Annotated in this window: 11 protein-coding genes; 8 read left to right on the top strand and 3 right to left on the bottom strand. The window is 63.8% G+C overall.

Annotation, left to right across the window (positions count from 1 at the left end; genetic code table 11):
- Nucleotides 1-234: 234 nt before the first annotated feature.
- The 5 genes from LSO07_RS27845 (at nucleotide 235) to LSO07_RS27825 (ending at nucleotide 7,684) form a co-directional block, all read left to right on the top strand.
- Nucleotides 235-849 (top strand): glutathione S-transferase N-terminal domain-containing protein, encoded by a 615-nt coding sequence (locus LSO07_RS27845; protein ID WP_070281805.1) that lies wholly within the window; start codon nucleotides 235-237, stop codon nucleotides 847-849.
- Between the two features lie 7 nt (nucleotides 850-856).
- On the top strand, nucleotides 857-1,885 hold the full coding sequence (locus tag LSO07_RS27840; protein WP_070254744.1) for a LacI family DNA-binding transcriptional regulator: 1,029 nt from the start codon (nucleotides 857-859) through the stop codon (nucleotides 1,883-1,885).
- A 298-nt stretch (nucleotides 1,886-2,183) separates the two neighbouring features.
- On the top strand, nucleotides 2,184-4,478 hold the full coding sequence (locus LSO07_RS27835) for a TonB-dependent receptor (protein ID WP_151097419.1): 2,295 nt from the start codon (nucleotides 2,184-2,186) through the stop codon (nucleotides 4,476-4,478).
- 15 nt (nucleotides 4,479-4,493) lie between these two features.
- On the top strand, nucleotides 4,494-6,356 hold the full coding sequence (locus LSO07_RS27830) for an alpha-amylase family glycosyl hydrolase (RefSeq protein ID WP_225317442.1): 1,863 nt from the start codon (nucleotides 4,494-4,496) through the stop codon (nucleotides 6,354-6,356).
- Nucleotides 6,353-7,684 (top strand): MFS transporter, encoded by a 1,332-nt coding sequence (locus LSO07_RS27825; protein ID WP_151097416.1) that lies wholly within the window; start codon nucleotides 6,353-6,355, stop codon nucleotides 7,682-7,684. The genes LSO07_RS27830 and LSO07_RS27825 overlap by 4 nt, the downstream gene beginning before the upstream one ends.
- Nucleotides 7,685-7,866: 182 nt before the next feature.
- On the opposite strand, the gene bfr is transcribed toward LSO07_RS27825, so the two are convergent.
- Complete coding sequence (gene bfr / locus LSO07_RS27820; RefSeq protein ID WP_034778875.1) at nucleotides 7,867-8,343, bottom strand: bacterioferritin; 477 nt, start codon at nucleotides 8,341-8,343, stop codon at nucleotides 7,867-7,869.
- Between the two features lie 421 nt (nucleotides 8,344-8,764).
- Between bfr and LSO07_RS27815 the strand changes: the two genes are divergently transcribed.
- Nucleotides 8,765-9,445, top strand: coding sequence for a Fe2+-dependent dioxygenase (locus LSO07_RS27815; RefSeq protein ID WP_035822772.1), 681 nt, complete (start codon nucleotides 8,765-8,767; stop codon nucleotides 9,443-9,445).
- A 212-nt stretch (nucleotides 9,446-9,657) separates the two neighbouring features.
- Here the strand turns inward: LSO07_RS27815 and LSO07_RS27810 are convergent, their stop codons facing one another.
- Both LSO07_RS27810 and LSO07_RS27805 read right to left on the bottom strand, forming a co-directional pair.
- Nucleotides 9,658-10,359, bottom strand: coding sequence for an energy transducer TonB (locus tag LSO07_RS27810; protein WP_052139928.1), 702 nt, complete (start codon nucleotides 10,357-10,359; stop codon nucleotides 9,658-9,660).
- A gap of 17 nt (nucleotides 10,360-10,376) precedes the next feature.
- Nucleotides 10,377-10,592: a (2Fe-2S)-binding protein gene (locus LSO07_RS27805; RefSeq protein ID WP_034745611.1), complete on the bottom strand. Its 216-nt coding sequence runs from the start codon at nucleotides 10,590-10,592 to the stop codon at nucleotides 10,377-10,379.
- A gap of 412 nt (nucleotides 10,593-11,004) precedes the next feature.
- Between LSO07_RS27805 and LSO07_RS27800 the strand changes: the two genes are divergently transcribed.
- Nucleotides 11,005-11,289 carry a FeoA family protein gene (locus LSO07_RS27800; protein WP_034778868.1) on the top strand — a complete coding sequence of 95 codons (285 nt, stop codon included), beginning with the start codon at nucleotides 11,005-11,007 and terminating at the stop codon, nucleotides 11,287-11,289.
- 2 nt (nucleotides 11,290-11,291) lie between these two features.
- Nucleotides 11,292-13,193 (top strand): ferrous iron transporter B, encoded by a 1,902-nt coding sequence (feoB, locus tag LSO07_RS27795; protein WP_151097413.1) that lies wholly within the window; start codon nucleotides 11,292-11,294, stop codon nucleotides 13,191-13,193.
- Nucleotides 13,194-13,196 lie beyond the last annotated feature (3 nt).

Raw genomic sequence — 13,196 nt, 5'->3', positions numbered from 1 at the left:
GGGGAGGGCAGGGCTATTGCAATACAGCAACACTGACGGCGCCACAGTAAAGGGCGATTTTACCACCGCTGGCCGCTGGCCAGCCGTCCGTCGGCCGCCGGCGCACCGCAATTTGGCCGAATCCGGCCCCGATGCGGCGTGCCTGCCACACACTGGGGGCCGCCGGGCGCGTGCTGCCAAACACCGCTGCCGCCGATGCTATACTGCTTGCTGCTCCTTTACCTTAAAGTACCTATGAAACTGATCGGTTCCCTCGCCAGCCCGTATGTCCGCAAAGCCCGTATCGTGCTGGCGGAAAAAAAGCTCGACTATGTCTTCGAGCTGGAAAACGTGTGGGTGCCGGAAACCCGCATCGCCCAGGCCAATCCCCTGGGCAAAGTGCCTTGCCTGGTGATGGAGGATGGCAGCACGCTGATCGATTCGAAAGTCATCGTCGAATACCTCGACACGCTCACGCCCGTGTGCAAGCTGCTGCCGGCCGGCGGCAATGGCCGCGAGCGGGCCGATATCAAGAACTGGGAAGCGCTGGCCGACGGCATCCTCGACGCTGGCGTGCTGGTGCGCCTGGAGCGCACGCAGCGCCCGCCCGAGCAGCAAAGCGCGGCCTGGATCGCGCGCCAGCTGGAAAAAGTCACCCTGGGCCTGGCGGCGCTGGAAGCACGCCTGGGCGAGAGCGCGTATTGCGCCGGCAAGAACTACACCCTGGCCGACGTGGCCGTGGGCTGCACCCTGGGCTGGCTCAGCTTCCGCTTCCCGGAAATCGACTGGCGCGCGGACCATCCTGCGCTGGCGCGCCTGTTCGACAAACTGTCCGAGCGACAGTCGTTCAAGGATACCGTGCCGCAGTGAGCGTACGATGACCGGTACCGATTCGAAGGCGCAGCAGCGCCTGCAGATGGCCGATATCGCGCGCCTGGCCGGCGTGTCCACGTCCACCGTGTCGCGCGCCCTGAGCGGCAGTTCGCTGGTCAATGAAGAGACGCGCGCGCGCGTCATCGCGCTGGCCCGTTCGCTCAAGTACTCCATCAATATCGGCGCGCAAAACCTGCGCCTGAAACAGAACCGCACGGTGGGCGTGGTGGTGCCGTATGACGCGGCCACGCGCCAGCACCTGTCCGATCCTTTCTTTCTGAGCATGCTGGGCAGCCTGGCCGATGCGCTGACGGAGCAGGGCTTCGACATGCTCATTTCGCGCGTGGATGCGGAAACGCTCGATGCGGCCGCCCAGTCCTTCGATAGCGGCCGCGTGATCGGCATCATCCTGATCGGCCAGTGGCGCCACCATGAACAACTGAACCAGCTGGCCGCACGCCAGGTGCCCATCGTCGTGTGGGGCGCGCAATTGCCGCAGCAGCTGTATTGCACCGTTGGCGGCGACAACGTCGCCGGCGGCAGGCTGGCCACGGAGCATTTGCTGGCGGCGGGACGCCGTCGCATCGCCTTCTTTGGCGACGCCAAGCTGCCCGAGGTGGCGCAGCGCCACCAGGGCTATGCGCAGGCGCTGGCCGCGCACGGACTGGCGCCCGATCCGCAACTGTACGTGGCCGGCTCCTTCCTGCCGCAGGGCGGCGCGACGGACGTGCAGGAACTGCTGGATCGCCAGCTCCCGTTCGACGCCATCTTTGCCTGCAGCGACTTGCTGGCCATGAGCGCCATCAGCGCCTTGCGCGCGCGTGGCGTGGCCGTGCCGGAACAGGTGGCCGTGGTCGGCTACGACGATATCGAACTGGCCGCGTATTTCCACCCGCCGCTGACCACCGTGCGCCAGCCGATCCGCGCCGCCGGGCGCGCGCTGGTGGCCTCGCTGCTGGCGCTGGTCGATGGCGCGCCTGCGCCATCCCGGCAATTGCCAACCGAGCTGATCGTACGCGCCTCGGGCCGCTAAAGCGCGGTTGCAACCGATTGCAATAATTTCAGAATTCCCCGCTATTTTCATGCTGCATGGCAGCATGAAAACCCTGCCCTCGTATCAATTTCCGCCTGCTTCCTTCTTTACTGCCCGTAGCGCTCCCTTAAAAACAACATAAATTCCATGTTGCAGCGCTCTATTGCAATCGATTGCAATAAATTCTTATTCGTTGAATAATGACGTACCGGTTCAGCCAGCGCGCCACGGCATGCGGCGGCCAGGACTCATAACAAGCGGATACCTCGATGTATCGGCATACAACACTGGAGACAAGATGAAGACACGTACTGCTCAACGCGGCTGCATGGCCGCAGCCGTCGCCCTGGCCCTGCTGCAATGGGGCGCCGCCCAGGCGCAATCGGCCGGCGACACCGCCAGCGCCGCCCCCGCCGATGGCCTGAACCTGGAACGCATCGTGGTCACCGGCACCACCGGCGGCACGTCCAAAATGAAATCGAGCAATTCCGTCAGCAGCATGGAACTCGACACCATCCTGCACAACGCGCCGACCAGCGCCGCCGAAGTCCTGCGCTCGGTGCCGGGCTTGCGGGCCGAGTCCTCGGGCGGCGAAGGCAATGCCAACATCACCGTGCGCGGCCTGCCCATTTCCGCCGGCGGCGCGCGCTATGTGCAGATCCAGGAAGACGGCTTGCCGGTGCTGCAGTTCGGCGACTTCAACTTCACCACGCCCGACAGCTTCGTCAAGATCGATTCCACCCTCGACCACCTAGAAGTGGTGCGTGGCGGTTCGGCCTCCACCCTGGCCACCAACTCGCCGGGCGGCATCATCAATTTCATCAGCAAGAATGGCAAGGAGAAGGGCGGCAGCGTGGCGCTCAGCCGGGGCCTGGGCTACGACCAGACGCGCGTGGATTTCGATTACGGCGCGCCGGTTTCCGAGCGCACGCGCTTCTTCATCGGCGGCTCCTGGCGCACGGGAGAAGGCATCCGCCATAGTGGCGTCAACAGCGAAAAGGGCGGCCAGATCCGCGGCAATGTCACGCATGAATTCGACAGCGGCTTCGTGCGCCTGTCGTTCAAGCACCTCGACGACCAGTCGCCCACGGCCTTGCCGGTGCCGGTCAGCGTGCGCAATGGCCGCATTACTGAAGTCGCCGGCATCGACCCGCGCAAGGCCAGTTTCTATTCGCCGTACTGGGTGCCCGACATGGTGCTGAACAAGGCTAACCAGCGCGTGGCCACCCGCGTCAACGACGGTCTGCACGTCAAGAGCGACACCGTGGGACTGGAAGCATCGTTCAAGCTGGGACAGGGCTGGAGCGTGAGCGAAAACTTCCGCTATGCCGACAATTCGGGCCGCTTCATCGGCGTCTTCCCGTCGAATAACGGCAGCGACGGCAGCTACGTGTTTGCCAGCGGCCCGAACCGGGGCCAGCCCTACACGGGGCGCGCGTTTTCCGCCGTGGTGTTCAACACCTCGATCGACGACGCCAGCAATACCCTGAGCGATACCAAGCTGGCCAAGACGTTTGTGCTCGACAGCGGCAAGCTGACCACCACGGCCGGCCTGTACCTGTCGCAGCAAAAGCTGGGCCTGACCTGGAATTTCAATGAATACCTGCTGCAGGCCACGGGCGACCAGCCGGCGCTGCTGCAAACGGCGAGCAGCACGCCCGGCTACATCGGCCCGGCCTTCGGCGCCTGCTGTTCGCGCGCCGTCGACATGGAATATCGCACGACTTCGCCCTACGTAAACCTGGCCTGGGAAAGCGGCGCGCTGAACCTCGACGGCGGCTTGCGGCGCGACCGCCAGCACGCCAGTGGCACGGCCAACCAGGCCACCGGCGCGCAAGCCTATCTGCCGTCGACGGTGCAGCAGGTCGACTACACCCTGGGCCATACTTCGTACTCGCTGGGCGCGAACTACAAGCTGCAAGCCAACCTGGCCGTGTTTGCCCGCGTCAGCGAAGGCGTGGCCTTCAATGCCGACCGCATCCTGTTCGGCACGCCCCTGGATGGCAGCGTGCCGGTGGCGATCAACACCGTGCGCCAGCTCGAAGGCGGCGTGAAATGGCGGCGGGGGCCCCTGAGTACCTTCGTCACCGTGTTCCAGGCCAAGACGAAGGAAAGCAATTACGAGGCGACGACGCAGCTGCGCACGGCCAACAGCTATGAAGCGAAGGGCGTGGAACTGGAAGCGGCCTACAGCGCCGGCGACTTCCGCATCAATGGCGGATTGACGTTCACGGATGCCGAGATCACGGGCACGGCCGCGGCCGACGTGGCGCTGATCGGCAATACGCCGCGGCGCCAGGCGCGTGTCGTGTACCAGCTCGCGCCCACCTATGAATGGGGACCTGCCACCCTGGGCGCCAGCCTGGTCGGCACGGGCAAGTCGTGGGGTGATGATGCGCACACGATCACCTTGCCCGCCTACCAGGTGCTCAACGCTTTCGTCAATTACCAGCTCACGCCGCATATGCAGGTGGCGCTGACGGCGAACAATCTGCTCAACAAGATCGGCTATACGGAAGTCGAGGGCGATGGCCACGCGGCCCGCTCGATCACGGGGCGCGCCGTCAAGGTCAGCCTGAAATACGCATTTTAAGCAAGGATAGGATTCATGATGTCGATACGTAGCCCCCTGGCGCGCCTGCTGGCGCCGATCCCCTCGCACTTGCGCGACGATGCGGCGCGCCGCTATGCGCGCCAGGAGGCGGTCTTGCTCGACCGCCTGGGCAGCCTGTATGGCCAGCGGCCGGACTTCCTGCCCTGGCTGGGCGACCTGATGGAAAGCGTGGGACGGCTGTACGCGGCGCGCGCACCGGCGCTGCTGCGGCAGGATGCGCAGCGCGAAGCGCAGCCGGACTGGTTTGCCAGCCAGTCCATGCTGGGTTACAGCGCCTACGTGCAGCGCTTCGGCGGCAGCCTGCAGGGCGTGGCCGCGCGCATTGCCCATCTGCGCGAACTGGGCGTGACGTATCTGCATTTGCTGCCGTTTTTGCGGCCGCGTGCCGGCGAAAGCGATGGCGGCTTTGCCGTCGCCAGTTTCGAGGAAGTCGACCCTGCGCTGGGCAGCAATGCCGACTTGCTGGCGTTGACGGCGCAGCTGCGCGCGGCCGGCATCAGCCTGTGCTCGGACCTCATCCTCAACCATGTGGCGGACGACCATGCGTGGGCACTGGGCGCCAAGGCGGGCGATCCGCTGCTGCGCGATTTTTTCCACACTTATCCCGACCGCGTACAGCCGGACCGTTACGAGCGCACCGTTGGCCAGGTCTTCCCGCAGGCGGCACCGGGCAATTTCACCTTCGTGCCGGAGCTCCAGCGCTGGGTCTGGACCACGTTTTATCCCTATCAGTGGGACTTGAACTACGCCAATCCGGCCGTCTTCGCTGCCATGGCCGGCGCCATGCTGGGACTGGCCAACAAGGGCATCGAGGTGTTCCGCCTCGACTCGACGGCCTTCCTGTGGAAGCGCGAAGGCACGGATTGCATGAACCAGCCCGAAGCCCACAGCCTGCTGCAAGCCTTGCGCGCCATCGCCGCCATCGTCGCGCCTGGCGTGCTGCTCAAGGCCGAAGCCATCGTGCCCACACCCAAGCTGCCCGCCTACTTTGGCAGCGATAGCGCGCCCGAATGCCATATCGCTTATCACAGCAGTCTGATGGCCGCCGGCTGGGGCGCGCTGGCGGAGGAAAGCACGGACTTGCTGCGGCAGGTGATCGCCGCCACGCCGCCGCTGCCGCCGGCCGCAAGCTGGCTCAGTTATGTGCGCTGCCATGACGACATCGGCTGGAACGTGCTGCTCAATGAGGCGGGCGCGGACGGGCCGGCGCGCCTGGCGCGCATTGCGCAGTTCTTTGCGGGTGCGCCCGGCAGCTATGCGCGCGGCGCCGCCTTCCAGAGCAGCAGCGCCGACAAGGCGCATGGCAGCAACGGCATGGCCGCCTCGCTGGCCGGCCTGCAAAGCGCCACCACGGTGCAGGAGCAGGAATACGCGTTGCGGCGCCTGCTGCTGCTGCATGGCCTGGCATTGAGCTTTGGCGCCTTGCCGGTGCTGTACATGGGCGATGAACTGGGCATGACCAACGACGACAGCTACACGCAGCGCGCCGACCGGGCGATGGACAGCCGCTGGCTGCAGCGTCCCGCGTTCGACGACAGCTTGCTGGCATGGCGCCACGATGGCGTGAGCGCCAGCGGCCGGCTGTACCTGGCGCTGCGTCAGCTGATCGACGCGCGCGGGCGCTTGCCGCCATTGGCCGCCGCTGCGCCGCGCAGCGTGCTGCCCGCCGACACGCCGGCCGTGCTGGCGCTGCTGCGCGGCGACGCGTTTCTCAACCTGAGCAATTTCAGCGGCGCCAGCCAGCGTTTCACCTTGCCCGCGGGCGAATGGCGCAACAGCCTCGATGGCAGCGTGCTGGCCGGCACCGTGGGCCTGCAGCCATGGCATATGCTGTGGCTGGAAAGGGAACCAGCATGAGCGACGCCACCGCGCACCGTCCGCATCTGTCGTTCTGGCAGATCGTCAACATGAATGTCGGTTTTTTCGGCATCCAGTTCAGCTTTGGTCTGCAGCAAAGCAGCATGAGCCCCATCTACAAATACCTGGGCGCCGATGAAGCGAGCCTGCCGTACCTGTGGCTGGCCGGTCCCATGACGGGGCTGCTCGTGCAACCGCTGATCGGCGCCATGAGCGACCGCACGGTGACGCGCTGGGGCCGCCGCACGCCGTACTTCCTGATCGGCGCCATCCTGTGCAGCCTGGGCCTGCTGGCCATGCCGTTCAGTCCCACCCTGTGGATGGCCGCCAGCCTGCTGTGGATACTCGACGCGGCCAACAATGTGACGATGGAGCCGTACCGCGCCTTTGTCAGCGACAAGCTCGACAAGAAGCAGCACTCGCTGGGTTTTCTCACGCAAAGCGCGTTTACGGGACTGGGGCAAACGCTGGCCTACCTGACGCCGTCGCTGCTGGTCATGCTGGGCATGAACAAGGATGCCGTCAATGGCAGCCATATCCCGCACATCGTCATCGCCGCCTTCCTGATCGGTGCCGTCTTTTCCCTCGCCTCGGTGCTGTGGACCCTGAAGACGACGCCAGAAAACCCCCTCACGGCGGCCGAACTGGCGGCCATCCGCAGCCGCCCGCCGGGCTGGCGCCACACGCTGGCCGATATCGGCGCGGCCCTGCGCGACATGCCGCCGACGATGAAGCAGCTGGCCATCGTCAACCTGTTCCAGTGGTACGCCATGTTCTGCTACTGGCAGTACATTGCGCTGTCGCTGGCGGCGACCCTGTTTCACACGACGGATCCGGCGTCGCAAGGCTTTCGCGACGCGGGCCTGCTGAACGGGCAGGTGGGCGCCTTCTATAATTTCGTCGCCTTTGTCGCTGCCTTTGCGCTGGTGCCGTTCACGCGCCGCTTCGGCCCCAAGCGCATGCACAGCCTGTGCCTGTGCGCGGCCGGCGTGGGCATGCTGAGCATCCCGCTGATCCACAGCCCGGCGCTGCTGTTGCTGCCCATGCTGGGCGTGGGCCTGGCCTGGGCCAGCATCATGGGCAATCCCTACATCATGCTGGCCGGCTGCATTCCGCCCGAGCGCACGGGCGTCTACATGGGCATATTCAACATGTTCATCGTCATTCCGATGATCATCCAGATCTTCACCTTGCCCCTGTATTACCGAAGCTGGCTGGGCGGCAATCCGGAGAACGTCATCCGGCTGGCCGGCGCCCTGTTGCTGTGCGCGGCGGTGGCGGTGCTGTTCGTCAAATTGAACGGGCGCCAGGGCGCTGGACGGCTCTAAGTACAGGCGTAAAAAAACCGGCAATTGCCGGTTTTTCTTGTTCCACCAACGATGTTACGACACCTGACAAAACCGTAGCGAGCGGAAGGAAGAGGTGGCCGAGAAGCGCAACCGTACTCTAGTACGGTGAGCATCGCAGGCCGCCTATGCCGACGCGCAGTAGGTTTTGGCAGGTGTCCTCATTACTCTTCGACGGCCATCTGACTTTGCAGGTAATTCTGGATGCCGATCTTGGCGATCAGGTCGATCTGCGTTTCCAGCCAGTCGATATGCTCTTCCGTGTCTTCCAGGATCATCAGGAACAGGTCGCGCGAGACGTAGTCGCCCGCTTTTTCGCTGATGGCGATGCCTTCCTTGACGGTGGCGTGCGCGGCGCGTTCCAGCTTCAAGTCGCATTCCAGCATTTCCGGCGTGTTCTCGCCGATCAGCAGCTTGTGCAGCGCTTGCAGGTTCGGCAGGCCGTCGAGCATCAGGATGCGGTCGATCAGCTTGTCGGCGTGTTTCATTTCGCCGATCGATTCTTCGTATTCTTTCTTGCCCAGCTTTTCCAGGCCCCAGTGCTTGTACATGCGCGCATGCAGGAAGTACTGGTTGATGGCCGACAGTTCGTTGGTGAGCTGTGCGTTGAGCATGCGGATGACTTCTTTATCGCCCTTCATGGGATTTCCTTTGTTCTGTAGTGCGTTCGATGATGAAACCGGAGGCTGCTGGCGTTCACTGCCGGGTGGCTCGGGCTGCCTGGTGGCGCGCAGGTTGCCGGTTTCGCTATGCCCGCATGATAGCGCAAAATATGCGCGATTTCGGGCGGTAAACGGCATTTTTCCGTCTTTTTAACGTAAATATCGTGCGAATAAAACCCATTCTCAAATGGATTGCCACATTTTTCCGTTTTTTATTTGTTAAGGAAAATGAAGGCCATTCTCATTCGCGTTCCCTGTGCTGTTTTGCTGCCGCTGGCGCGCGCGCATGGCCGCGCTGAAAAGGCGGGAAATGTTGGTCCGTTCTTGCTTTTGTGTCTTCTTGGCCGCTGCCGGCGATGCGATAATCAGGCAGCGATGTTTACTGAAAAAGGATAGCAAGATGATGCTGCATATACCCGGCGTGCTGACGCCGGAACAGGTCACGCAGTTTCGCCAGCGCCTGGCGCAGACGGACTGGGTCGACGGGCGCGCCAGCGTCGGGGCGCAAGGCGCGCAAGTCAAGCGCAACCGCCAGCTGGCCGAGGGTTCGCCGCTGGCGCTGGAGCTGGGCGAGATCGTCAGCCGCGCGCTGATGGCCAATCCGCTGTTCTTTGCCGCCGTGCTGCCGCTGCGCATCCTGCCGCCATTCTTCAACAGCTATGCGGGTGGCGAGCACTATGGCCTGCATATCGACGGCGCCATCCGCACGCCGAAGAACGGCATGCAGTCGATGCGCGCCGACGTCTCGTCGACCGTCTTCCTGAGCGAGCCGGACGAGTACGAAGGCGGCGAGCTGGTCGTGGTCGATGCGTATGGCACGCACGAAGTGAAACTGCCGGCCGGCGACGTGATCGTGTATCCGTCGAGCAGCGTGCATCAGGTGCTGCCCGTCACCAGCGGCGAGCGCATCTGCTCCTTCCTGTGGACGCAAAGCATGGTGCGCGAGGACTGGAAGCGCAGCATGCTGTTCGAGCTCGATCAGAACATCCAGAGCGTGCGCGCAGAGCACGGCGATTCACCGGCGACGGTGGGCTTGACGGGGCATTATCACAACCTGCTGCGGATGTGGGCGGAGATGTAAAAAGGGTCAGTCGCTGCGCGAGCGGAATGGGCCCCATTGGGGCCCATTCCCCCTCGGGTCTGACCCCCAAAAAAAAGTCTGCCTGGCCCGGGGATGTAGGCTGGCAGACTGAAACAAGCAAATCGCTTGACTAAAAACAGGGCGCAAAAAAGCAAGCAGGGCACGCGGTGCGGTGCTTGCGGGCTGGCAGCGGCGCAGGGGCCGCCGGAAGGCTAGCTCAGTTGGAAGGTCAGCGGTACTAGAACGTAGACAGGTACGGGCTTGCCGTTTTCGATCATCGGCTTGAACAGCGCGCGCTGGGCGGCCTGGCGGCCCGCTTCATCGAGGTTGTTGTAGCCGGTCGATTTCTGGATCAGGATTTGCTCGGGCAAGCCCTTTTCATTGATCAGGATGCGCAGCACCACGGTGCCGCTTTCACCCAGGCGGCGCGACAGATTCGGGTAGATCAGTTGCGGTGCCTTGATGTATTCGACGCTGCTGACGGTGCGCGGCGTTGACGGCGCTGGTGGCGTCGGCGACGGTGTCGATGGCGCTGTCGGCGCGGCGGTGGCAACGGGTGCCGCTTCGGCGCGCGTCGGCTGCGGCGGCGTGATCGTCGGCTCGCTCGGTGCCACGGCGATCAGCGGCAGCGGCGGGATCACGGCGCGCGGCACGGGAGCGCTCAATTCCACGGTTTTCGGTACGGATGGCGCCGGCGGCTTGGGCGGCGCCGGCGGGGCGATGATGCTGATGGTGGTGATGGTCGGCATGGCCGCCGTGACGACTTTGCTCAGCAAGCCGCTCTGGATCGCGTAGAACCCGGCCAGATGCAGGACGACGATGGCCATCAGCGGCGCGAATTTGTTGCGCTTCTTGTCGAAGTCGGCAAATTGCTGCACGGCCTGCACCGTTACGGGCGGGGGCATCATCGTCATGGCGTTTATCGCTTTCTTTAGTTTGTCAGTACAGCTCGCATCAATACGGTTTCTTGCAGCGCCACCGTGGCGTTCAGGTGATCGTTCAGCACTTCCCGCGCGCAGGTGTGGCATTTGCCGCAGCAGGTGGCCACGCCCAGGTCGCGACGCAGTTCGGCCATGCTGGACAGGCCAAGATCGACGGCTTGACGGATTTCACGATCAGATATGTTGTTGCAGACACATACAATCATTGATACACCTTCTGGCTGGAGGATGAACAGACACTAGTGCTGGTAAGCATTGTTGCTAGTGTTTTAATGAGAATCATTATCATTACGTTTCATTGTCGCGCAAAGTGGGGGACAATGCAAGCGATTTTGATCAAGTGTGCGGCACTTGGCAGCCTGGCGCCGCAGCTTGATATGAGATTCGCGCGCATGTCGCAGCCCTTGATGGGGGCGGCTCTCCGGGCTAAATAAAAACTATTCGCATTCATGTTTATAATGCTGGTATTGTCTCGGACGGTTGCCGTCTGGACAGATGGAATGGCCGCTTGTCGGTAATGCGCAACAGTGGCGTTTTACCTCACAAACCTGGAACCAGCGCAAGGCGCCACGCGCCGCAGCCGGTATCAGGTGTTCTTAATTTGAACGGAATTTGCTCATGACTCTAGTTCCACCCATGATGACGCTCGATGCGCTGGCAGTCGGCCAGAGCGGCACGGTGTTGCATATCACGCCCCACACGGCAGGACAGACGGAGGACGGCGTCGACCTGCCCCGTCGCCTGATGGAGCTGGGATTCGTTCCCGGCGAACGTATCCGCATGCTCAAGCGCGGCATTCCCGGTGGCGATCCGCTGGCCATCAAGGTGGGCAATGCCACGTTCGCGCTGCGCCGCTTCGAAGCGGCGCTGATTACGATTCAACCGCTGCTTCAACCGGAATGACCATGGGTGCTGTCGAAACTATCGTGGATGCGGGCGTGCACAAGCCGCCGCATCAGCCACAAATTGCCTTGCTGGGCAATCCGAACTGCGGCAAGACGGCCCTGTTCAACCGTTTGACGGGCGCGCGCCAGAAAGTGGCGAACTACGCCGGCGTGACCATCGAGCGCAAGGAAGGCCATTTCACCTCGCCAGCCGGCAAACCCGTGCGCGTGCTCGATCTGCCGGGCGCCTACAGCCTGTCCGCCACCACGCCCGATGAAGCCATCACGCGCGACGTGGTGGGCGGCCTGCGCCGCGGCGACCCGCGTCCGGACGCCATCATCTGCGTCGTCGACGCCACCAATCTGCGCCTGAACCTGCGCCTGGTGCTGGAAGTCAAGCGCCTGGGCCTGCCCATGCTGCTGGCGCTGAACATGACGGACGTGGCGCGCAAGCGCGGCATGCTGATCGACACGGTGAAACTGTCGCAGGAACTGGGCATGCCCGTGGTGGAAACCGTGGCGGTGCAGCACGATGGCGAAAAAGCCTTGCTGAACGCCATCGACGCCATGCTGCCGCTGCCGGTCGTGGAAGCGAAACCGCTGGCGGCCATCGATGCCGTCAGCGTCGAAGAAACCCAGCGCGAAGTGCGCCGCATCCTGGCCGCCGTCAGCAATGACACGAGCGACAAGGGCAACCTGACGGAAAAGATCGACGACGTGGTGCTGCATCCCATCGTCGGCCCCATCATCCTGACCGTGCTGATGTTCCTGATCTTCCAGGCCGTGTTTGCCTGGGCCGCCACGCCGATGGAAATGATCACCGATGGCGTGGGCCACCTGGGCGCCGTGCTGACGGCGAACATGCCCGATGGCCACCTGAAAAGCTTGCTGGTGGAAGGCATCATCGGCGGCGTCGGCAGCGTGCTGGTGTTCCTGCCGCAGATTCTGATCCTGTTCTTCTTCATCCTGGCGCTGGAAGACTGCGGCTATCTGCCGCGCGCGGCCTTCCTGCTGGACCGCCTGATGGGCGGCGTAGGCCTGTCCGGCCGCGCCTTCATCCCGCTGCTGTCGAGCTTTGCCTGCGCCATCCCCGGCGTGATGGCGGCGCGCACCATCCAGAACCCGCGCGACCGTCTGGTCACCATCATGATCGCGCCGCTGATGACGTGTTCGGCGCGCCTGCCCGTGTATGCGCTGATCATCGCCGCCTTCATCCCGGAACGCCAGGTGTGGGGCTATCTGAGCCTGCAAGGCCTGGTGCTGTTTGTCCTGTACTTCGCCGGCATCATCTCGGCCATGGCCGTGGCCTGGGTCATGAAGCGCGGCATGGGCGTGCGCGGCAACCAGCCGCTGATGCTGGAACTGCCGGCCTATCACTGGCCGCATTTGCGCAACCTGGCCGTCAGCCTGTGGGAGCGCGCGAAGATCTTCCTGACGCGCGTCGGTACCATCATCCTGAGCCTGATGATCATCCTGTGGTTCCTCAGTACCTTCCCCGGCCCGCCGGACAATGCGATCCACCCGCCGATCTACTACAGCCTGGCCGGCATCCTGGGCCGCGGCCTGGAAGTGATCTTCGCGCCCATCGGTTTCAACTGGCAGATCTGCATCGCGCTGGTGCCGGGCATGGCGGCGCGCGAAGTGGCCGTCGGCGCCCTGGGCACCGTGTACGCGCTGTCGCAAACGGGCGATGCGCTGGCGACCACCCTGGAACCGCTGATCGCCCATTCGTGGTCGATGGCCACCGCGCTTTCCTTGCTGGCCTGGTATGTGTTTGCGCCGCAGTGCCTGTCGACCCTCTCCGTTGTGAAACGCGAGACGGGCGGCTGGCGCTATCCGCTGCTGATGGCCGGCTACATGTTCGCCCTGGCGTATGCCGCCTCGTTCATCACGTACCGCGTCGCCCTGATGCTGGGCGCTTAGGAG

This window comes from Janthinobacterium sp. PLB04, from assembly GCF_021165895.1.
GTDB lineage: Bacteria > Pseudomonadota > Gammaproteobacteria > Burkholderiales > Burkholderiaceae_D > Janthinobacterium > Janthinobacterium lividum.
This window is presented reverse-complemented; position numbering and strand designations above follow the sequence as displayed.